This window comes from Amycolatopsis acidicola, from assembly GCF_007713735.2.
Taxonomy (GTDB): domain Bacteria; phylum Actinomycetota; class Actinomycetes; order Mycobacteriales; family Pseudonocardiaceae; genus Amycolatopsis_E; species Amycolatopsis_E acidicola.
In genome coordinates this window covers 40,015-61,188 of sequence record NZ_VMNW02000049.1, presented here as the reverse complement: position 1 = coordinate 61,188, position 21,174 = coordinate 40,015, and the positions used below count along the sequence as shown (strand labels likewise).

21 protein-coding genes and 1 tRNA gene are annotated in these 21,174 nt (G+C 68.8%); 8 read left to right on the top strand and 14 right to left on the bottom strand.

The window, feature by feature from the left end; all coding sequences use genetic code 11:
- Positions 1-72 precede the first annotated feature (72 nt).
- Complete coding sequence (locus FPZ12_RS27705; protein ID WP_027941311.1) at positions 73-276, bottom strand: cold-shock protein; 204 nt, start codon at positions 274-276, stop codon at positions 73-75.
- A gap of 384 nt (positions 277-660) precedes the next feature.
- Here FPZ12_RS27705 and FPZ12_RS27700 point away from each other — a divergent pair, with 384 nt between their 5' ends.
- Complete coding sequence (locus FPZ12_RS27700) at positions 661-1,845, top strand: L,D-transpeptidase (RefSeq protein ID WP_208026035.1); 1,185 nt, start codon at positions 661-663, stop codon at positions 1,843-1,845.
- 58 nt (positions 1,846-1,903) lie between these two features.
- Here the strand turns inward: FPZ12_RS27700 and FPZ12_RS45745 are convergent, their stop codons facing one another.
- Positions 1,904-2,071, bottom strand: a complete 168-nt coding sequence (locus FPZ12_RS45745; RefSeq protein WP_166462926.1) for a hypothetical protein — start codon at positions 2,069-2,071, stop codon at positions 1,904-1,906.
- A 196-nt stretch (positions 2,072-2,267) separates the two neighbouring features.
- Between FPZ12_RS45745 and FPZ12_RS46920 the strand changes: the two genes are divergently transcribed.
- Complete coding sequence (locus tag FPZ12_RS46920; RefSeq protein WP_279537836.1) at positions 2,268-2,393, top strand: hypothetical protein; 126 nt, start codon at positions 2,268-2,270, stop codon at positions 2,391-2,393.
- A gap of 54 nt (positions 2,394-2,447) precedes the next feature.
- Here FPZ12_RS46920 and FPZ12_RS27695 read toward each other — a convergent pair whose 3' ends face one another.
- Positions 2,448-3,809 (bottom strand): MFS transporter, encoded by a 1,362-nt coding sequence (locus FPZ12_RS27695; protein WP_243770060.1) that lies wholly within the window; start codon positions 3,807-3,809, stop codon positions 2,448-2,450.
- A 159-nt stretch (positions 3,810-3,968) separates the two neighbouring features.
- Here FPZ12_RS27695 and FPZ12_RS27690 point away from each other — a divergent pair, with 159 nt between their 5' ends.
- Complete coding sequence (locus FPZ12_RS27690; RefSeq protein WP_243770059.1) at positions 3,969-4,562, top strand: PaaI family thioesterase; 594 nt, start codon at positions 3,969-3,971, stop codon at positions 4,560-4,562.
- A gap of 13 nt (positions 4,563-4,575) precedes the next feature.
- On the opposite strand, the gene FPZ12_RS27685 is transcribed toward FPZ12_RS27690, so the two are convergent.
- The 11 genes from FPZ12_RS27685 to FPZ12_RS27635 all read right to left on the bottom strand — a co-directional run bounded on the left by FPZ12_RS27685 (position 4,576) and on the right by FPZ12_RS27635 (position 18,179).
- Positions 4,576-7,128, bottom strand: coding sequence for a serine/threonine-protein kinase (locus tag FPZ12_RS27685; RefSeq protein ID WP_144749262.1), 2,553 nt, complete (start codon positions 7,126-7,128; stop codon positions 4,576-4,578).
- Between the two features lie 7 nt (positions 7,129-7,135).
- A complete protein-coding gene (locus FPZ12_RS27680; protein WP_243770058.1) occupies positions 7,136-8,089 on the bottom strand; it encodes a glutamate ABC transporter substrate-binding protein in 954 nt (317 codons plus the stop codon).
- Complete coding sequence (locus FPZ12_RS27675) at positions 8,086-9,477, bottom strand: hypothetical protein (protein WP_144749263.1); 1,392 nt, start codon at positions 9,475-9,477, stop codon at positions 8,086-8,088. Before FPZ12_RS27675 ends, FPZ12_RS27680 begins: the two co-directional genes overlap by 4 nt.
- 113 nt (positions 9,478-9,590) lie before the next feature.
- The gene (locus tag FPZ12_RS27670) at positions 9,591-10,874 is read right to left on the bottom strand and encodes a GAF domain-containing protein (RefSeq protein ID WP_144749264.1); all 1,284 of its coding nucleotides are present in this window, start codon (positions 10,872-10,874) and stop codon (positions 9,591-9,593) included.
- 5 nt (positions 10,875-10,879) lie between these two features.
- Complete coding sequence (locus FPZ12_RS27665) at positions 10,880-11,965, bottom strand: acetoin dehydrogenase dihydrolipoyllysine-residue acetyltransferase subunit (protein WP_144749344.1); 1,086 nt, start codon at positions 11,963-11,965, stop codon at positions 10,880-10,882.
- Complete coding sequence (locus FPZ12_RS27660) at positions 11,962-12,975, bottom strand: alpha-ketoacid dehydrogenase subunit beta (protein ID WP_144749265.1); 1,014 nt, start codon at positions 12,973-12,975, stop codon at positions 11,962-11,964. Before FPZ12_RS27660 ends, FPZ12_RS27665 begins: the two co-directional genes overlap by 4 nt.
- Before the next feature lie 10 nt (positions 12,976-12,985).
- Positions 12,986-13,981 carry a thiamine pyrophosphate-dependent dehydrogenase E1 component subunit alpha gene (locus tag FPZ12_RS27655; RefSeq protein ID WP_144749266.1) on the bottom strand — a complete coding sequence of 332 codons (996 nt, stop codon included), beginning with the start codon at positions 13,979-13,981 and terminating at the stop codon, positions 12,986-12,988.
- Positions 13,941-14,990, bottom strand: a complete 1,050-nt coding sequence (locus FPZ12_RS27650) for an ATP-NAD kinase family protein (protein WP_144749267.1) — start codon at positions 14,988-14,990, stop codon at positions 13,941-13,943. Before FPZ12_RS27650 ends, FPZ12_RS27655 begins: the two co-directional genes overlap by 41 nt.
- A gap of 109 nt (positions 14,991-15,099) precedes the next feature.
- Positions 15,100-15,303, bottom strand: coding sequence for a cold-shock protein (locus FPZ12_RS27645; protein ID WP_144749269.1), 204 nt, complete (start codon positions 15,301-15,303; stop codon positions 15,100-15,102).
- A 161-nt stretch (positions 15,304-15,464) separates the two neighbouring features.
- Positions 15,465-16,403 carry an acyl-CoA desaturase gene (locus FPZ12_RS27640; protein WP_144749271.1) on the bottom strand — a complete coding sequence of 313 codons (939 nt, stop codon included), beginning with the start codon at positions 16,401-16,403 and terminating at the stop codon, positions 15,465-15,467.
- A gap of 123 nt (positions 16,404-16,526) precedes the next feature.
- Positions 16,527-18,179, bottom strand: a complete 1,653-nt coding sequence (locus FPZ12_RS27635) for a thiamine pyrophosphate-binding protein (protein ID WP_144749273.1) — start codon at positions 18,177-18,179, stop codon at positions 16,527-16,529.
- A gap of 64 nt (positions 18,180-18,243) precedes the next feature.
- On the opposite strand from FPZ12_RS27635, the gene FPZ12_RS27630 reads away from it, so the two are divergent.
- The 5 genes from FPZ12_RS27630 to FPZ12_RS27610 all read left to right on the top strand — a co-directional run bounded on the left by FPZ12_RS27630 (position 18,244) and on the right by FPZ12_RS27610 (position 20,980).
- Entirely contained in the window at positions 18,244-19,515 is a 1,272-nt protein-coding gene (locus FPZ12_RS27630; RefSeq protein WP_243770056.1) for a hydroxyacid-oxoacid transhydrogenase, read from the top strand.
- Complete coding sequence (locus FPZ12_RS27625) at positions 19,509-19,922, top strand: acyl-CoA thioesterase (protein WP_144749275.1); 414 nt, start codon at positions 19,509-19,511, stop codon at positions 19,920-19,922. The genes FPZ12_RS27630 and FPZ12_RS27625 overlap by 7 nt, the downstream gene beginning before the upstream one ends.
- A gap of 141 nt (positions 19,923-20,063) precedes the next feature.
- Positions 20,064-20,429 (top strand): hypothetical protein, encoded by a 366-nt coding sequence (locus FPZ12_RS27620; protein WP_144749277.1) that lies wholly within the window; start codon positions 20,064-20,066, stop codon positions 20,427-20,429.
- A gap of 31 nt (positions 20,430-20,460) precedes the next feature.
- Positions 20,461-20,832, top strand: a complete 372-nt coding sequence (locus tag FPZ12_RS27615) for a hypothetical protein (protein WP_144749348.1) — start codon at positions 20,461-20,463, stop codon at positions 20,830-20,832.
- A 75-nt stretch (positions 20,833-20,907) separates the two neighbouring features.
- Positions 20,908-20,980: transfer RNA gene (locus FPZ12_RS27610), tRNA-Lys, on the top strand.
- Positions 20,981-21,174 lie beyond the last annotated feature (194 nt).

The following is a 21,174-nucleotide window of genomic DNA, read 5'->3' as shown; positions in this document are numbered from 1 at the left end:
AACCCCGACAACGAAAACAAGCCCCCGGCGGAAAACCGCCGGGGGCTTGCGACGTTCAGGGTAGGAACGACGTCAGATGACGCGCACCTTCTGGGCCTGCGGACCCTTCTGGCCCTGCCCGACCTCGAACTCAACGCGCTGGTTCTCCTCGAGGGTGCGGAAGCCGCGCCCATCGATCTCCGAGTAGTGCACGAAGACATCGCCCTCGCCGCCGTCCTGGGCGATGAAGCCGAAGCCCTTCTCGGCGTTGAACCACTTCACAGTGCCTTGCGCCACCGCTTTACTCCTCGTTACATCCGCATCGGCTGTCACCGTAGCGACACCCGGGCCGCCCCGGGCGGTTCCAACGAGACGAGCAAGAAGCGTGCGGCTCCGGGCTCGCGTCAGAAGTTCCGCGAGTGTGAAGCCACTAACACGCAAAACGACGGCCTAGGGGCAGCGTACCGGGATCTGGCGAAATCTGAACCCCTATCCGGGACCCTCCTCGATGTCACCTAAACGTCGTACAAAAAGCCACGCGAAGATCACGGGTACACCCGATAGGCTGAGGACCTCGGGGACGTTCGCAGCAAATCGTGAGCTCGATCACACCCTGACCTGTCAACTTCTGAACGCGCAGCGGCGTCTGATGAGGCAAATGGGGAAAAGGGGAACCAACGAGTGACACGACTCAAGACCGCGCTGATCGGCCTGGGGCTGGCCGCGGCGCTGGGACTCAGTGCCTGCACGAGCGGATCCGGTCCGTCGACAACGGACACGCAGGCACCCGCGGGCGGGGCGGCCCCCGCGCAGGCCGAGGCGGCCAAACTCACGACCACTCCGGCGAACGGCGCGCAGGACGTCGCGCCCGGCGATCCGGTCAAGGTGACCGTCGCCAACGGCGAACTGCAGAACGTCTCCCTCACCAATCCCGACGGCAAGCAGGTGGCAGGCCAGCTCGCCGCGGACAAGCACAGCTGGACCACCACCGAGGACCTCGGCTACGGCAAGACCTACACCTGGACGGGCAGCGCCACCGGCGAGGACGGCAAACCGGTCCAGCTGTCCGGTTCGTTCGGGACGGTCACGCCGAAACGGCAGATCTCCGGCAGTCTCAACGTCGGTGACCAGCAGACGTACGGCATCGCGATGCCGATCGCGCTCACCTTCAGCAGCAAGGTGACCGACAAGGCCGCGGCCGAGCGCGCGCTCTCGGTGGAGACCACGCCGAAGACCGAAGGCTCGTGGGCCTGGCTCTCGGACACCGAAGTGCACTGGCGGCCGAAGGAGTACTACCAGCCGGGCACCAAGGTCACCGTCAACGCGAACATCTACGGCGTCAAGATCGGCGACGGCACGTACGGCAAGTCGGACGTGAGCTCCACGTTCACCATCGGCCGCTCGCAGATCGTCAAGGGCGACACCAGGACCCACCGGATGCAGGTGATCAGGGACGGCGTGCAGATCGCGGACTACCCGGTCAGCTACGGGCTCGACTCGGACCCCGGCCGCGTCACGCACAGCGGCACGCACGTGGTGATGTCGAAGTACCCGGTGTACTCGATGAGCAACCCGCGCTACGGCTACACCGACGTGAACGTGCCGTGGGCGGTGCGGATCTCCAACAACGGCGAGTTCATCCACGGGCTGGCGTCGTCGGTGTGGGCGCAGGGCAAGAAGAACATCTCGCACGGCTGCCTGAACCTGTCCCCGACGAACGCGAAACAGTATTACGACGGGGTGCTCACCGGTGACCCGGTGGAGATCACCGGTTCCACCCAGCAGCTGTCGGCCAAGGACGGGGACTACTCGGACTGGACCTATTCCTGGGACGACTGGGCGAAGCTGTCCGCGCTCGCGAGCTGAGCGCGTAACGACGACGGCCCGTCCGGAGCACGGCTCCGGGCGGGCCGTCATTCATTTCCTAGAAGACGTGGCCGTCGAGTTTGGACTCCGGCGGCACCGGCACTTCGATCTGTTCGGTGACCTCGTGCTCGTCCAGCAATGCCGGTACCGGGGTCATCTGCTGGGTCATGTCGTCGAGCAGCCGGGCAGCCTCGGCCACTCCGGGTGCTTCTGTCCTGTCGGTCATTTGCCGCCGTCTCCTCCCACGCGGTACCCCCTATCTTGCCGTGGTGCACATCACGGCTCAACGCCAGGTAGAGGCGAAATACGCGAGGCCTTCGCGGCGATGAAGTAGTGGGCCAGGAAGTGGCCCGTCAACTACCGAACCCGGCAACCGCGAGTGCGGCGGAGGCCGGCCGGAAAGACTCCGAGGAGGAAGCAACATGGTGTTCACGGCGCTGTTCGTCGAAGGTGGCCTTGCTGTTGGTATTGCGGCGCTGTTGGTGACCTGGTCCCGCCGCCGCTTCATTCCTCGCGCCGAGGCCACCATCGCCGAAGTCGCGGAGTGAGCGAAAGGGCCGCGCCTCCACCTGGGAGGCGCGGCCCTTTTCCTTGTGGCGCAATCAGCTCGTGGCCGCGCGCAGCCCGTCCGAAGGCGACGACTGCACGTTGATCTTGGCGATCGGCACGCGAGCGGTCTCCGGGATCTTGATGATCGGCACGATCGCGATCACCGCGGCGATCATCAGGTAGAACGCGGGCCAGTCCTCGTTCCCGGTGCTGTGGATCAGCGCCGTGACGATCACGCCACACGTGCCACCGAAGACCGAGGTGGACACGTTGTAGCCGATCGCGAAGGACCCGTAGCGCACGCGCGTCGGGAACATCGCCGGGAAGGTCGACCCGATCACCGCGAGCATCAGCACGAGCAGGAACGCGACGATGCCGAACCCGACGATCAACAGGGCGAGGTTCCCGCTCTGCATCAGCTTGATCGACGGGTAGCTCAGCACCAGGAACCCGATCGCCGCCGTCAGCAGCAACGGTTTCCGGCCGATCCGGTCGGACAGCGCGCCGAGCGGGGCGATGAGGATCATCTGCACGACCTCCACCCCGATGATGATCAGGGTCGAGGTGTTGTCGTTGATCTTCAGCGTGTCCGTGAAGTAGGTCGGCATGGTCGTCAGCAACATGTAGTCGGCGATGTTGAGGAGCAACACGATGCCGATCAGGTTGAGGATCATCCGCCAGTTCTCGGTGAGCGTCTCCTTCAGCGGCGCCTTCTCCGCCTTCTCGCCCGCCTTCTCCATGCGCTTGAACTCCGGGGTGTCCTCCAGCTTCGACCGGAGGTAGAGACCCACGATGCCCAGCGGCAGCGCGACGAAGAACGGAATCCGCCACGCCCAGCTCGAAACCTGCTCCGTGGTGAACGACAGCGTCACCGCGAGCACGACGACGTTTCCGAGCACGTAACCCGACAGCGTGCCGAACTCCAGGAAGCTGCCGAAGAACCCGCGGCGCTTCGTCGGCGCGTACTCGGCGATGAACGTCGCCGCGCCGCCGTACTCACCACCGGTGGAGAAGCCCTGGATCAGCCTCAGCAACAGCACCAGGATCGGGGCACCGATGCCGATCGAGTACCCGCCGGCGTAGGTCGGCAGGCAGCCGACCAGGAAGGTACAGCCCGACATCAGCAGAATCGTGATGGCCAGTACGCGCTGGCGGCCGAGCTTGTCCCCCAACGGGCCGAAGAACGCTCCGCCGAACGGCCTAACGACGAACCCGATCGCGACCAGAGCCAGCGACTTGAGGACCGCATTTCCTTCACCGGGGAAGAAGACCGTGCCGATCGCGGTCGCAATTGCGCCCGAGGTGAACACACCGTAGTCGTACCATTCGGTGGCGTTACCCATCGCGGAGGCGATGACGGCCCGTTTTACCGTTCTCTGGTCGATTTCCGTTTCCTGAGCCGCTGCTTCTGCCATACGCCCCGACCTCCTCGTGCACACAGTTCCGTTCCAGCGATCTTGCGACCCTAGTACCTAGCCAGCGATTGGTAGTAATTTTCTCGCTTCTGGTGGGTCTTGTCTCTCCGAGCACGGGGTCGGCGCGAAACGTTGGGGCAACCGGGTTAACTTGTTCGGATGGACGAGGTATCCCAGACGCGCCGGCGCAGTACGCCGTGGCCCCCGGTGGAGACCGAGCCACTGGCCGTGCACCCTGACGCGCCCGGACCTGGTGCGCAGCTGCCCATGCACTACATCGAGTGCTTCGGCTGCGGAGACGTGGACGGCGGGCTGCACATGACGTCCACCGTCGGTGAGGAACATCTTGTGCGCTCGCGGTTCGAGGTCACCAGGGCACACCAGGGCGCGCCCGGCCTCGCCCACGGCGGCCTGCTGGCCTGCGCGTTCGACGAGGCGCTCGGTTCCGCGGCAGGCAACCTGCTGCGGCGCCCCGCGGTCACCGGAAAGCTCGAAACGGATTTCCTGCGCCCGGTGCCGGTCGGGTCCACCTTGTACATCGTGACGAAGCTGGACGGCGTGGCAGGGCGCAAGATCTACGTCAGCGCCAACGGCCGTCTCGACGCCGAAGACGGGCCGCTCGCCGTCCGCGCCCGCGCGCTGTTCGTCGAGGTCACGTTCGAGCACTTCACCTCGCACGGCTCCGCGGACGCGCTCGAGAAGTTTTCGCAGACCGCGGGCCGGTCACGGGAGGACTGGGACATCAACCCGTGACCGGCGCGCCCGGTCACGTCAGCGTGCGTGGCCGGATGGCATTGGCCCTGTCGACCAGCCCGATCCGGTCCTCCTGGTTGTGCGCGAGCCTGGCAAGCGTGCGGTAGCAACGCTCCAGCCCGAATCGAACGTCCCTTTCGGACAGTGGGAAGCCGAGCACGCGGGTACCGGTGCTGTGCCCCGGCGGGGCCGAGCGCACCCATTCGAACGCCGCTTCGAGCACCTCCGCGGCCATCCTGGTGCGGCGCTCGGCGTCGAGGGAGAGCCTGTCCAGCCGGGCGCTCGCGTCGGCGAGATCCCCTTCGGACACCACGGCGTTGCCGTTCGTCCTCGTCCTGATCTTGATCGCGGCGACCTGCGCCGCCGTGTAGTGCGTGGACGACGCGGGCACCGACTCCAGCACCTCGACGGCGCTCGTTCGCGCGCCCTGTGCCAGATACACCCGCGCCAGGCCGAAAGCCGCGCTGACGTACGACCGGTCGGTACGCCACACCAGTTCGTACAACCGGGAAGCCGCGAAGTAGTCGCCGACGCCTTCGGCACTCACCGCGAGCGCCAGCTTCGGGGCGATCTCGCCGGGGAGATCGTCGTACACCGCTTCGAAAGCCACCTGCGCGACGCGCTGCCTGCCACCGGCGAGCTCGATCAGCCCGCGGTGCCAGTCGATCCGCCAGTCGTGCGGGTAGCCGGCGCGGATCGCGAGGTACTGGGCCGCCTGCAGCTGCCTGCTCGCCTCGGCCAGCTCGCCCAGCTCGATCCGCGCGCGCACGATGCGCAGCCGCACCTCGATGGACTGGGCGGGCGCGCTCTCCAGCGAGTCGATGGCGCCCTGCGGATCCAGCGCCGCCATCGTCGCCAGCACACCGGCCGCCGGGTCGCTCGTGTCCACCTGCGGGATCGGCAGCCCGGCGACGACCTCGCCCGCGGCGGGCGGCGGCACCCGCTCGCCCGAGCTCTCCGGCACCACGATGTCCACGCCGAAGGTGGTGGTCTCCGGACCGAACACAGTGGACACGCCGGGCCGCTGCCGACCGGTGCCCATCGCGAGGATTTCGCGCAGCACACCGGAAAGCTGGTCGGCCATGTCCTCGGCCGTGATGAACCGGCGATCCGGGTCCTGATGCGTCGCGCGCTTGAGGAAGCGGTGGTAGGAACCGAAGAGCTTGAACAGCGGGACGTCGTCCGGGCTCGGCAGCGTGGCCTTGTACTTCGTCGTGTAACCGTTGAACTCGAAGCTCAGCACGGCGAGCGTGCGGCCCACCGTGTACAGGTCCGAGGCGACCGAAGCGCCTTGCGTGGCCAGTTCCGGCGCGCTGTAGCCGGTGGTGAAGAACAGCGGGCTCTCGTAGTCGTCGAGCCGCCGCACCGCGCCGAGGTCGATCAGCTTGAGCTGCTCGTGCGTCTGGATCACGTTGTCCGGCTTGAGATCGCAGTACAGCAGGTTCTGGCTGTGCAGGTAGCCGAGCGCGGGCAGGATCTCCAGCCCGTACGCGAGCACCTGCGCGATCGGCAGCGGCTCCGGGCGCCCGGCTTCGCGGTAGTGCGCCAAAGCGAGCTGCCGCAGCGACTGCCCGCCGACGTACTCCATCACGATGTAGCCGACCGAATGGCCCGTCGTGGGGTCGGGGTGCTGCACGAAGTTGTAGATCTTGACGATGTTCGGGTGCTCGACCTCGGACAGGAACCGGGTTTCGTTCACCGCCGCGGCGACGGCCGTCGCGTCGCCGGTGTCGATCAGTCCTTTGAGGACGACCCAGCGGTCGTTGACGTTGCGGTCCTTGGCGAGGTAGATCCAGCCCAGCCCGCCGTACGCGATCGCGCCCAGCACCTCGTACTGGCCACCGAGCAGATCACCCGCGCCGAGTTTCGGCACGAACGAGTAAGGCGTGCCGCACTTCTCGCACACGCCCTCGGGGCCGGCCTCGCCGCGGCCGACCTTCGCGGAACAGTTGCCGCAGAAGCGTTTCCCCTCGCTCACCATCGGATCGGTGAGCACGGCCGAGGCCGGGTCGCGGTAGGGCACCGGTGGCACGTCGACCAGGCCCGCGCCCAGCCTGCCGCGACGCGAAGTGCGCCGGCCGGTGCGGCGCGAGCCGTGCGGGAACGACCCGGAGCCCGTGCCCGGCCCGCTGCTGGGGCCGCTTCCGCTGACCGGGCCACTGCCCGAGCCGGTGTGCCTGCCGTCGCTGGAGCGTTCCGGGACCACGCTTTCCGTGCCGGGGTCGGGGAGTTCGACCTTGTCCGACGGGGTTTCCACCGGCGGCGACGGCGGCATGATGCTCGACGTCGGCGGCGCCGGGTTGGCGAGCACGCTGGTCAGCTGCGGGTCGGGCATCGCGCGGGGCGGCCTGTTCGCCTGCTGCTGCGGGGTGACCGGCGGCATCGGCCGCTGTCGTGGCGGCTGTTGTGGTGCCTGCTGTTGTGGCGGCTGGGGCGGCCGCGGCGCGACGGGCTGGATGTAGCTCGTGCGCTCGGCGGCGTTTTCGGCCATGCCCTCCAGGCTTCCGGAGATCGGCTCGTTGTCGTCCGGTGCCGCGTGCCTCGGGCGGGACTCTTCCGGCATCATGCAACCTTCACTGGTACGAAACGGCGGGCGGCGTCGCGGGGCCGAGCACGGGCGCGACCCAGTAGTCGTAGTTCTGCTGCCACACCCCGTTGCCGCGGATGGTGTCGAGCACGGAGTTGACGAACCGGACCAGGTCCTCCTGGCCCTTGGCGACGCCGACCCCGTAGTTCTCCTTCGTGAACGGGGCGCCGACGACCACCACGTTCGGATCCTGTTTGGCCATCCCGGCGAGGATCACGTCGTCGGTCGAGATCGCGTCGACCTGCCCCTGCTGCATCAGCACGAGGCAGTCCGACCAATTGCTCACGGACACCGGGATCGGCTTCGCCGGCGCGTTCTGGATCGCCTGCAGCGACGTGGAACTGCTGGCCGCGCAGACCTTCTTCGCGCCGAGGTCGGTCAGCCCGGTGATGCCGGAGTCCTTGCGCACCAGCACGCGCTGGCCGGCCTGGTAGTAGTTCGAGGAGAAGTCGATCTTCTGCAGGCGGTCGCAGGTGATGCTGTAGGTTCGCACCACGATGTCGACGGTGTGGTTCTCCAGCACGGCTTCGCGCTGCGAAGACGGGATGGCCGTCCACTGCACGTGGCCCTGCCACGTGCCGAAGATGGCGTCCGCGATCTGCTTCACGATCTCGATGTCGAAGCCCTCGAGGTTGCCGGTGGCCGGGTTGAGGAAGCCGAACAGGTAAGTGGTCTGGTCCACTCCGGCGATGATCCGGCCGCGCTGCTTGATCTTGCTCACCGTGGACCCGGACAGCGACGGATCGGGCGACAGGCTCCGGGTGTCGCAACTGGACGAGGCGCTACCGCCGGCCGCTTTCTCGGCGCCGCCGACCTTCGCCGGCATCGGCGGCTGAACGCTGCCGACCGGAGCCGGGTCGACGGGCGTGCCCGCGCTGCCGCAGGCCGCGCCGAAGAGAGCGAACGCCGCCAGCAGCGCCGCGAGTCTCAGTTTTCTCACCGGTACTCCCTCAGCCGGTCCCGGATGCCCATCGTCACCCCGCCCGCGGCCACCACGGCCAGCACTCCCACGCCCGGCGCGAGCGCGGTGAGCGCCCGATCGGCTCCGCGCGTGCTGTCGAGGAAGTTCTGCCGCCCGATGCTGATCGCCTTCACGAGCGCGTTGTCGAGCTTGGTGAACGCGACCGCGGAACCGTTCGGCAGCGAGGTGTCGATGGCCTGTTTGACCGCGTCCGAGTAGGAGCCCCCGTCGTCCTTGGCGCGAACGTCCTTGTGCGCCACCAGCCACGCGTCCGCGGAGGACACGGCGGTGTCGATGTTCTGCGCCGCTTCGCCGGACATCAGGCCCTGTGCCTCGTGCAGCAGACCGGTGAAGATCGGCGCGAGCTGCTGGAAGTTCGTTTCGTAGTCGGCGCCGTCACCGCGGGCCACCAGCGTCATCGTCTCGTCGGCCCTGGCCTGCACCGCCGCGCTGCGCGCGCGGACGAGCACGTCCACCGGGTGGCTGCCGTCGTCCTGCCCGGAGCCGACCAGCGCGGACTGGATGATCAGCGCGACCGCGCCCCACAACAGCACGACCACCATCGCGCCGGTCGCCACGACGAGGCCGATGTTGAGCAGCCGGTTGGTCCGCCGTGTCAGATACACCTGGGTGACGACGAGCGCGGCGAGCAGCACCACGAGCAACGCCGTGGTGAACCACGGGAAGCCGCTCACGTCGTCCTGTTCGGCGCCGAGCCGGTCGGTGTCGATGTGGTAGAGATCGGAGGCCGCGGGCAGGATCGTGGCCCGCATCAGGTTGGACGCCTCGCGCAGGTACGAGGCGCCGACCGGGAAGCCCTGCATGTTGTTCTGGCGGGCGGTCTCGATGATGCCGGTGTAGACGGGCAGGTTCCGGCTGATGATGTCGACCTTGGTGGCCGCGTCGGCCACGCCTTCGGAGTCCGAAGCCGCCTTCGCGAGTGCGGCGCCGGCGCTGGCGATGTCCTGGTCGTAGCGGGCGCGCAGCTCCGGCGGCTCGGTGCCGATCACGAGGAAGGCGTTGGCCGAGGTCGCGTCCGCGTCCGACAGCGAGCGGTAGACCTCCTGCGAAGCCGCCGTCAGCGGCTCGCGGTGGTCGATCAGCTCGTTGATGGTGTCCTTCTTGCCCTGCACGACGAAGGTGCCCACGATGCCGGTGACCAGCGTGAGCAGGACGAGCCCGACCGCGATCACGGTGAGCCTGCCCGGGGTGGTGCGGACTGAGCGGATCAGCCCTCGCACGGCCGCGGCCGGCAGGTCGATCAGGCCCGCGAACCCGGAGCGGGTGGGCTGGGACGAGGGGGGCGCGTCGGGCGCGGGCGGCGGTTCGGCCGTCGGCGCGCCAGGCCGCGTCGCGGTGCTCGTCATCAATTCCACCCCTCGCCCGGTTCTACCACCGGCATGAAGGTATCCGAGTCGCCGTGGCCGTCGCCATCGACTCCGCCGGGTCGCGGAGATTCACACCCTGCGGACGCGGGGCGTTATTGATATGTGGCTGACCGGTTGCCGCGTCGAGTCACGATCCCCGGCGCGGTGGAAAAAGGCAGTACCCGCCCGGGCGCGTCGGGCCCGCGCACCACCACCTCCACGCCATCGGCGAACCGGTACGGGCGCCGCGCGAGCACTGAACCGTAGTTTCGGCGTAGCCGCGACATTTCCGCCCGCACGGTGACAGTGCGCGCGGGGTCGCCGAACAGGTCGGCGGCGAGCTCGGCCGCCGAACGCCCCTCGGGGAAAAGGCTGATCAGGTAGAGCATTTCGGCGTGGCGGGGACTGAGCGTGTGGGTCCAGGAACCGGCCGTACCGGCGATGGTGAGTGTCGAGTCCGATTTGCTCAGGTCCAGTTCGACGCGTGTCGGCACGCCGTCCTCACCGGCGAGCCGGACCAGCCAGCCGCCGGGCACCGGTTCGAGCACGCAGCTCCCGAACGCGGGCAGCCACACCTGGCCGGGCGCGCAGTGCGCGGGCAGCGCGATGCGATCCACCGGCGCGAGCCCGGTGGTGGCGGCGACCCAGCCGTGCCCGTCCGCGACCACGGCACGTCCGCTCAGCTTCGCCAGCGTCGGCAGCGCGGACGCGCGCAGGCGCTCCAGTTCGGCGAGATGGTCGTTGCGTAGCTTGGATTCCGTCAGCCGGGCGACCGCATCGACGAGCGCGAGGGTAGTCGCGTGCACTGTCTGTGCCGGTCCGGAAAGGTCGACTACGCCGAGCAGGTGACCGTCGCGCGGGTCTCGCAGGGGCGCGGCGGCGCAGGTCCACGCATGGTGCGTGCGCACGTAGTGTTCGGCCGAGTAGACCTGGATCGGCCTGCGCGCGACGAGCGCGGTGCCGATCGCGTTGGTGCCCACCACGTTTTCGTGCCAGCACACGCCTTCGACGAACCCGAGCCGGTCGGCCCGGCGGCGGACCGTGCTGCTGCCTTCGCGCCAGAGCACCGCACCCTCCGGGTCGACCACCACCATGATGTGCGCGGCTTCCTCGGCCACCCCGACCAGCCCGTCGCGAAGGATCGGCAGCACACCGGCCAGCCCGCTGTCCGCCCGCCGTTGTTCGACGCCAGCCGGATCCAGCGGCTCGGCCTGCCCGCCGCGGTCGGGATCCACGCCGAGACTGCGCATCCGCTGCCACGAAGCACCGATCACGGGCCGTGGGCTGTCCGGCGAGATTTCGCCGGACAGCGCGGCTTCGCGCACCTTCGCGAGGGCGCGCGCGTACCGCCGGGGGTCCGCCCCGACCGGCAGCGCTGCCTCGAGGTGCTGAGCCATCCTCCTCAGCGTGACACCGGCGGCACCGCTTCCACAACGGCCGCCGGGGATTCCATGTGCACCATGTGCCCGGCGCCCTCCACCAGGCGAACCCCGGCGAGCTCACGCGCGTTGACCGGCGGGATGACCGCGTCCTGGCCACCCCACACGAACGTGACCGGAACGTCCACTTCGGACAGCAGCGGCCGCACGTTCAGTGGCCTCAGCAGGAGGGTGTCGAGCAGGGTCGTGAGCACCTTGTCCACCCCGTCGAGCCGTTTGTACTTCATCAGGTCGTCGGCCAGTTTTCGGGTGGCCTGCGACGGGTCGGCGAACAGCGCTGCGAGGTGCGGTTTCAGCTCACGCCGGGACGACGCGGTGGCGAACCCGCGCAGGTAGTCCGCATTGACCTCGTCGCCGAACCCGGCCGGCGCCACCAGCGTCAGCGACTCCACCCGGCCCGGCTCGCGCGCCGCCACGGCGACGGCCACCGCCCCGCCGAGCGAGTGCCCGACGAGGTGAGCCCGCTCGATCCCTTGCGCGGCAAGGAAACCCAGTACCGCGCCGGCCAGGGTGTCGAGGGAACCGTCGCCGACGTCCTTCGTCGACTCGCCGTGCCCTGGCAGGTCCAGCGCGTGCACGGTCCGCGTCTCGGAAAGCGGTTCCTGCACGAACAGCCAGGAGTTCTTGTCGCCGCCGTAGCCGTGGATCAGCACGACGTGCTCCTCGCCTTCGCCGAGCGTGGCGAACGAGATCGTGCGCCCGTCCACCTGCACCGTCCCCGTGAGCGGGCCGGCGACCTCGGCGACCGCGCCCGAGTCCAGCTCTTCGCGGGCTTGGCGGGCCGCTTCGTCGATCTCCGCGTCGGTCACGTCCGCCGACGCGATGAGCGCGATCGTCCCGCCGACCGGCACGTCCTCGCCGACCTGCGCGATCACCCGGCGCAGCACGCCCTCGTCGGAAGCCTCCAACGTGCCGGTGATCTTGTCGGTGTCGATGTCGGCCAGCTCGTCGCCGTCGGCGATCTCGTCGCCCTCGTGCGCGATCCACTCGGTGACCTTGCCGCTCGCCATGGACAGCCCCCATTTGGGCATCGCGACCTTGGCGATCATCGCGTCCACCCGGCCACCGCCTTGGCGGCGTTGACGACCCGCTGCGCGTCCGGGATGTAGAGGTCCTCGAGCGCGTCCGAGAACGGCACGGGGGTGTGCGGCGCGGTGACCATCTCGATCGGCGCGCGCAGCGACCCGAACGCCTCCTTCGCCACCAGCGCGGAGATGTCCGTGGCGAGGTTGCAGCGCGGGGTCGCCTCGTCGACGACCACCAGCCTGCCGGTGTTCTCGACGCTCTCCAGGATCGTCTCGGTGTCGAGCGGGCTGGTCGTGCGCGGGTCGATGACCTCGGCCTCGATCCCGGAACCGGCCAGCTCCGCGGCCGCGGCCTCAGCCACCGACACCATCCGGCCGATGGCCACGATCGTCACGTCGTCCCCGTCGCGCACGATGTTGGCTTCGCCGAAGGGGATCGTGTAGCTGTCTTCGGGCACCTCGCCGCTGGAGTCGTACAACGCCTTGTGCTCGCAGAAGATCACCGGGTCGTCGTCGCGGATCGACTGGGTGAGCAGGCCCTTCGCCTCGTACGGGCTGGACGGGACGACCACCTTCAGCCCGGGGATGTGCGTGAAAATCGGGTACAGCGCCTGCGAATGCTGGGCCGCCGCCCGCAGCCCGGCGCCGTACATCGTGCGGATGACGACCGGGGTCTGCGCGTTGCCGCCGAACATGTAGCGGAACTTGGCCGCCTGGTTGAAGATCTGGTCGAAGCAGACGCCGAGGAAGTCGATGAACATCAGCTCGGCCACCGGCCGCAGCCCGCGGGTGGCCGCGCCGATCGCGGCCCCGATGAACGCCGACTCGGTGATCGGGGTGTCCAGCACCCGGCCGGGGAAGCGGTGATAAAGCCCTTTGGTGACACCGAGAACGCCGCCCCACGCGTCGTCTTCGCCGGGGCTGCCCGCCCCGCCCGCGTTGTCCTCGCCCATCACGATGACCGCCGGGTCCCGTTCCATCTCCTGCGCGAGCGCCTCGTTGATGGCCTCGCGGTAGCTGATCGTGCGTGCCATGGGTAGCTCCTCAGTACGAGACGTAGACGTCGGTTTCCAGATCGGCGCGCCCGGGTTTCGGCGCGGCCTTGGCCTCGGTGACGGCAGCCTCGATCAGGTCGGCCACCTGCGTGTCGACGGAGTCCAAAGTGGATTCTTCGAGCTGGCCGGTCTCGGTGACGCGGGCGCGGAACCGCTTGAGGCAGTCCAGGTTCTCGCGCGCGTCGGCCACTTCGGTGGCGCGGTAGGTCTGCTGGTCGCCCTCGAAATGCCCGAAGTACCGGGTGAACTTGACCTCGATCAGCGTCGGGCCGCCGCCCTCGCGGGCGCGCTGGATCGCCTCGCCCGCCGCCTCGTACACGGCGAAGAAGTCGAACCCGTCCACGATCACGCCCGGCATCCCGAACCCGGCGGCCCGGTCCGCGATGTTGTCCGCGGACACCGACCAGGTGCTGGACGTGGCTTCGGCGTAGCCGTTGTTCTCCGCGATGAAGACAGCGGGCAGCTGCCACACCGACGCGAGGTTGAGCGCTTCGCACGTCGTGCCCTGGTTGCTCGCTCCGTCGCCGAAGAACGCGACGCCGACTCCGCCCGTGCCCTGCTGCTTCGCGGCGAGCGCGGTGCCGCAGATCAGCGGCGGGCCGCCGCCGACGATGCCGTTCGCGCCGAGCATCCCCTTGGACAGGTCGGCGATGTGCATCGACCCGCCCTTGCCGTGGCAGGAACCGGTTTTCCGGCCGTAGATCTCGGCCATCATCGCCTTGACGTCCACCCCCTTGGCGATGCAGTGCCCGTGCCCGCGGTGCGTGCTGGCGATCGAGTCGCGGTCGTCGAGGTGCATGCACACGCCGGTCGCGGACGCCTCCTCCCCGGCGTAGAGGTGCACGAAGCCCGGGATGTCGCCGGTCGCGAACTCGTCGTGCACCCGTTCTTCGAAGGCGCGGATGGTACGCATCATCCGGTACGCGTCGAGCAGCGCGTCGGCGTCAAGGCCGCGCGCGGCGCGTGTTCGCAAGGTGTCCGTCATCGTCGACGTTCCTTTCTGTGGTGAACAAACCGAGTTGAGCCGCTTCGGTCATGGCAGCGGTGACGTCTACGCAGCGCGGTCCGTCGAGCCGCAGCCGGACAGTGGCGCCTTCGCCGCGGCGGAGCTCCAGCTCGCGCTCGCCGTCGACAGCGATGACTCCGCACGGCGCGATCTCCACGGGCTCGTCGGGCGGCAGCTTGCGGAACTCACCAACGCCGACGGGCACGACGAGACCGGGCGCGATCGGCGCACGGACCACCCAGCGCGCCTGCTCGGGCGGGGCGAAGGTGAGCGCGACGCCCGACGGCGTCGCACGGCTGGACGGGCACAACTGCCCGGCGACGCTGGACAAACCGATCGCATCGGGCTCGGCGAACGTGCAGTACAGCTCGGTCAGGAGCGCCGGCTCCCACAACGCACGCGAGCCGACGTACGGCGAGGTGGAGCCGCACACGTCGACGAGCGCGAGCTCCACGCGATCACCGGCCGCGACTTCGAGCACCGCCGCGCGGTGGGTCGCGTCGACCGCTCCGGTGGCCACGAGCCCAGCGGCGAGCCCGGCAACGGTGGCCTCCCGCAACTGCGGAAAGGCGTTGTTGGTGCCGGTGGAAAGCGGGAGCAGCGGCACGTCCCCGCACGCGCCCGCGGCCACCCGCGCCGTGCCGTCCCCACCGAGGCAAACGATTGCGCCCGCACCGGCGGCGATCATCCGGCGGACGGCGTTCGTGGTGTCGCGGGCTGTTCCGGTGAGCGGGTCCTGGTCGCAGAACTCGACCTCCGGCCAGGGGTCACGCCGCGCGCGTACAGCGCGCAGAACAGCGGCGGAGATCCCGGCGAGATCGGTGGACAGCAGCACCCGGCCGACGCCGACGGTGGCGAGCGCGGTGAGCATCCGCTGCACCATGTTCGCCTTCTCGGCGGTCGGGAAGACCGAAGCCTTGGCGACGAGGCGGCGGATGTCCCGGCCGGAAGCCGGGTTCGCCACGACGCCCACTGTGTGCTCGGTCACACTTCAATGGGACACCTCGCGACGGCCGTCGCGGAAGGGTTGCAAGGGGTTGCACGCACGAAAGAGGCCCTCGCCCGGAACGGACGAGGGCCTCTTTCGAAGACCTAGATCAGATGACGCTGACCGAGGTGGCCTGCGGACCCTTCTGGCCCTGGCCGATCTCGAACTCGACGCGAGCGTTCTCCTCGAGGCTACGGAAGCCGTTGCCCTGGATCTCGGAGTAGTGAACGAAGACGTCGCCGCCACCGTTGTCGGGAGTGATGAAGCCGAACCCCTTCTCGGAGTTGAACCACTTCACAGTGCCCTGAGCCATAAAAGTATTCTCCATATACTGCAAATCAACGAGGCACCGTTTCGGTACCCCAGGTCGACCGCGAGACGGTTTGCTCTCCCGAATGGGAAACCACTACGCCCGCGAAGTCTTGCGAGCGTGGGTGAACACGAACACAAAATCCTGAGACCACGATCAGTACATCACAGATCGGGCTCGAGCGCCAGTTTGCTCAGCCTCGCCGGGGTCGGCCAGCGCACCTGCCAGGCCCAGCCCACTTTTTCGAAGATCCAGATCAGCCTCGCCGTGATGTCGATCTGCCCGCGCTTGACGCCGTGCCGCGCGCAGGTGGGGTCGGCGTGGTGCAGGTTGTGCCAGGACTCGCCGAAGGAGAAGATCGCCAGCGGCCAGAAGTTCGCCGCCTTGTCACGGCTGACGAACGGGCGTTCGCCGATCATGTGGCAGATCGAGTTCACCGACCACGTGACGTGGTGCAGCAGCGCGACCCGGACGAGGCCGGCCCAGAAGAACGCGGTCACGCCGCCCCAGACGGACCAGGTGATCAGCCCGCCCATGATCGCGGGCAGCAGGAACGTGGCGGCGACCCAGACCGGGAAGAGCGCGTCCACCCGGCGGACGTCCTTGTCGGCGAGCAGGTCGGGGGCGAAGCGCTCGGCGTTGGTCACCTCGCGCTCGAACAGCCAGCCCATGTGCGCGAACCAGAAGCCCTTGGCCAGCGCCCTCGGCCCGGTGCCGAACAGCCACGGGGAATGCGGGTCGCCAACGCGGTCCGAAAAGGCGTGGTGCCTGCGGTGGTCGGCGACCCACGTGGTCGCCGGCCCCTGCGCGGACAGGTTCCCGGCGATCGCCAGCGCGATCCGCAGCGGCCGGTTCGCCTTGAACGAGCCGTGCGTGAAGTGCCGGTGGTAGCCCGCCGTCACGCCGAGCCCGGAGATCACGAAGAACGCCGCCCCGAGTCCGATGTCGAGCCAGCTCAGCCCCCAGCCCCACGCGAAGGGCACCGCCACGGCGAGCGCGACCAGTGGCAGCAGCACGAACACCTTCACCAGTACGTGCTCCGGCAGCGACCTGGTACCGGAAATGATGGGCTTCGGTTTGCGGACCGGAGATTCGACAGGCATGCAAAAATACCAATTTCATGTTTCGGGGAAAATGGCGAGTAAATACAGACACTACGCGAGGGCAAGCGGGAAGGCGAGGAATAGCTTCAGCAACCACACGCGGATATCACACGCGTATAACGGTCAGTCGGCCCCGTGCTCGGCACGGAACAGCGCGCTCAGCCGGACGTCCGGGTTGATCACGTCGGGGTCGGTGCGCACGTCGATCACGCTCGGCCGTTGGTGGCGCAACGCCCGGCCCACGGTGGGCTCCAGCTGCTCCGGCGACTCGACGGTGTAGCCCACCGCGCCGAAGGAACGCGCCCACGACGCGAAGTCGACCGGGTTGAGCGCGACGCCGGAGAGCCTGCCGTGCGTGCGCGCCTGATGGATCGCGACATCGCCGTACAACCCGTTCTGGATCACCACGACGATGATCGGCGCCCGGTAGCGCACCGCCGTTTCCAGTTCCTGGCCCGTCATCATCACACTGCCGTCGCCGACCATCGCGACCACCGCGCGTTTGGGCTCGGCCAGTTTCGCGGCGACCGCCGCTGGCACGGCATAACCGATGATCCGGTCCGCCGGGCCGAGCTGCGTCCGCGGTTCGGTGAAACACCAATAACGGTGCACGAATGCGGCGAAACTGCTCGAGTCACTGGTCACCACGGTGTCCTCCGGCGCCACCTTCCGCACCGCGCGGACCACCTCCGCCGGGTGCACCAGCACGCTTTCGCTGGTGTCCGGCGGGGTCATGTACGTGTGCGTGGAGGCGTTCGCCGCCGAACTGCGCCGGGTGCGCGGCTGCGCCACCGCGCACAGCTCGCGCAGGAACGGGCCGATCTCGCAGTCGATGCGGAACGTCAGGCCGCGGCGGCGGTGCGGGGTGAGCCCGGTGCCGATCATGACCAGGGTCTGGCTCGCCGACGGGTACCGGAAGTTCTGCGTGGTGGTCTCGTCGAGCCGGGTGCCGATGGCCAGCACCAGATCGGCGCGATCGAGCGCGTCCAGCTGCCGCGCCGGGATGCCGGGCCCGAGGTGCCCGGCGTAACGGGCGTGATTCTCGGGGAAGGCGTCCTGGCGGCGGAAGGCGTTGTAGACCGCGAAACCGAGCTGGTCGGCCGCGGTGATCAACTCGTCGCGCGCCGGCCGGGCGCGGCTGCCCGCGATCACCACGGGATAGCGCGAATCGGCGAGCAGGGCCGCCACCTCGTCCGCGGAGCGGATCAGCTGGCCGGACCGGTCCGGCGGCGGGTCCGGCTTCGGCAGCACCGCGTCGAACGGCGCCACCCAGAAGTCCGTCGGCACCGACAACACGGCCGGGCCGCGCCTGCCGCGCTGCACCTCGTGCAGCGCTTCGGCGAGCAACCCGGGCACCTCGGCCGCCGTCTCGGCGCGGGCCGTCCACTTCGCGAAGGGACGGAACAACCCGAGTTGGTCGGGGCCTTCCTCCTCGTCCGGTTTCAGGCTCTTCGACGGGCGGTCGGCCAGCAGCACGATCAGCGGGGTCTCGTCCTGATGCGCCGTCTGCACGCCGATCGCCAGGTTCATCACCGCCGGCCCGGTGGGGCCGAGCAGGATCGCCGGGACGTCGCGGAGCTTGCCCTCGGCCTCGGCCATGAACGCGGCCGCGGACTCCTGGCGGACGGTGACCAGAGTCATCGAGGGGTCGAACTGGATCGCGTCGAGGAGTTCGAGGAACGAGTCACCCGGCACGGTGTACGCACGCCGCACCCCGGCGTCGACCAATATCCGGACCGCCGTGCGCGCAACGGTCCACGCTCGCTGATATGTAATAGATCAAGTTAAACAGCGCTCACGGGACCGGTCAAGTTTCCTTGGTGCGCCTAAGCTCGGGGCCGTGCCCAACGAGAGCGTGTTCACCTACGGAGCGCCCGCGCTGAAGTACGGAGCCGGCGCGTGCGACGAAATCGGCTACGACCTCAAGCAGACCGGCGCGCGGCGCGTGCTCGTGGTGACCGACCCCGGGGTCGCCGCCACGGGCTGGCCCCAGCGGATCGCCGACGGGCTGGCGGGATACGGCCTGCTGGCGGAGGTTTTCGACGGAGTGCACGTCGAGCCGACCGACGTCAGCATGGCGAAAGCGGTCGAGTTCGCGCGCGGCACCGGCCCGTGGGACGCGTTCGTCGCCGTCGGCGGCGGGTCCTCGATCGACACCGCGAAGGCCGTGAACCTGTTGACCAGCAACGAAGGCGAGTTGATGGACTACATCAACCCGCCGGTCGGCGGCGGCCGCGCGCCCGCGGCGCCGCTGAAACCGCTCGTCGCCGTCCCGACCACCACCGGCACCGGGGCCGAAAGCACCACCGTGTGTGTGCTGGACGTGTTGTCGCTGCGGGTGAAAACGGGCATCAGCCATCTGAAGCTGCGGCCGACGCTGGCGGTCGTGGACCCGCGGCTGACCGCGTCACAGCCCGCCGGCGTCACGGCGGCGAGCGGGATGGACATCCTGTGTCACGCCGTGGAGAGCTACACAGCCAAGCCCTACACGGAATTCGAGCGCAAACAGCCTGAACAGCGCGTCCCCTACTGCGGTTCGAACCCGGTCGCGGACATGTTCGCCGAGCGCGCGCTGACGTTGCTGCGCGAGGCGCTCCCCGCCGCGGTGGCCGACGGGGACGACCTGCGGGCACGGGAAAATCTGGCCCTGGCGGCGACTTTCGCCGGGATGGGTTTCGGCAACGCGGGCGTGCACATCCCGCACGCGAACGCGTACCCGATCGCCGGGCAGGTCCGCGACTTCGTGCCCGACGGTTATCCGCCGGAGGAACCCCTTGTGCCACACGGGATGGCCGTGTCACTCACCGCGCCGGAGGCGTTCCGGTTCACGTTCACCGCGGCGCCGGAGCGGCACCTGCGGGTGGCGGAGCTGCTCGGCCCGGACGTCGAACGCCCCGCCGACGACGCCGACCACCTCCCCGAAGTGCTGCGACGCCTGATGTCCCGTATCGGGATCCCGAACGGGATCGGCGCGGTCGGCTACGGCGAGTCCGATGTGGACAGCCTCGTCGAAGGCGCGGTCAAGCAGCAGCGGCTGCTGTCCATCGCGCCCCGCACGCCGACCGAGGAGGATCTGGCCGGCATCCTGCGTCGTTCGGTGAGCCTGTGGTGAGTTACCCGCACTGGCGGACGGTGCCGACGCGCTGGAAGGACAACGACGTCTACGGGCACGTCAACAACGTCGTGCACTACTCGGTGATGGACACGGTGATCAACACGTGGCTGATCGAGCGCGGCGGGCTGGACGTGGAGCGGAGCCCGGTGATCGGGCTGTGCGTGGAGTCGCACTGCAGTTATCTCGGTTCGGTGTCCTTTCCGGACACGCTCGAAGTGGGGCTGCGGGTGGCGCACCTCGGCCGGTCCAGTGTTCGCTACGAAATCGGGATCCATCGCCAGGACCGGGCGGAAGTGATCGCGGAGGGACATTTCGTGCACGTGTTCGTCGACCGCGAGACGCGGCGCCCGGTGCCGGTCGAGGGCAAACTGCGCGACTGCCTGGAGGCGCTCCGGCCCGCCTGACCACAGTGGACTCTCAGGTGACGTTCAGCCAAGGAGCGACACGGCGGTGGCAAACTGGTGCCGGGAGCGGCGCACTTGGCCTGCGCCGCTCCCACCTCACGCGCGCGACGAGCGCGACTTAGGCCGGGCTAAACTGCGGCCGTGATCCCAGGTTTCGCGATAGCCGTGACGGTGTGCGCACTGGCCGTCGCGTGCTGGAGTTTCCTGCAGGCCGCGCGGAACAAGGAGCCGAGCAAGGCGCTGCTGGCCGGCCTCGGCGTGGTCGAGGTGCTGCTGGTCGCGCAGCTGGTGATCGGGGTCGTGCTGCTCATCGGCGGCGGGAAGCCGGGGAACCTGGTCACGTATCTGGCTTATCTGATCGGCGCGCTGGTGATCATCCCGATCGGCGCGGCGTGGGCCTTGGCCGAGCGCAGCCGGTCGAGCACCGTGATCCTGGGCATCGCCTGCCTCGCGATCCCGGTGATGGTGCTGCGGCTGCACGAGATCTGGGGAGGCGCGAGTGCCTGAACAGAAGAACACCGCGACCGGGCCCGGCCGGATCCTGGTGGCTGTCTACGGGATCTTCGCGCTGGCCGCGACGTCGCGGGCGGCCGTGCAGATCTCCACCAAGTTCCACGAAGCGCCGCTCGCGTACCTCCTGTCGGCGGTCGCCGCGGTGATCTACATCGTGGCCACCGTCGCACTGGCCCGCCGCGGCGCGACGTCCTGGCGGGTGGCGCTCGTGTGCTTGTCCGTGGAGCTGCTCGGGGTGCTCGTGGTGGGCACGCTGAGCATCTTCGACCGCGAGGCCTTCCCGGACGCCACGGTGTGGTCCGTTTACGGCGAGGGGTACCTGTTCATCCCGCTGGTGCTGCCGATCATCGGGCTGTACTGGCTGCGCCGCACCGCGCGGGTGGCCACGGGCTCGTAGGACTGTGCAGCAGGCTCCCATGATCACCCAGCCTGACGACGACCGCGCGACGCCGCCCGTTAGACTGCCGGGTGAGGGCCGTTAGCTCAATTGGTAGAGCTGTGGACTTTTAATCCATAGGTTCCGGGTTCGAGCCCCGGGCGGCCCACAAGATTAACACCCTTGCTGACCTGCCCGGATGTCGACTCCGACGGATCTTGCCGGGCGAAATTGTGATCTTGCGTGGGCTCCTCAAGGGCTCGCCCAGTGCACGGACCTGCATGAATAGGTCATCTTCGGCGCCGTGTGCCAGCTGCGACGGGTCGGCGCAGCCCAGTTCGCCGCCAGCGCCGTGCGCGCAGG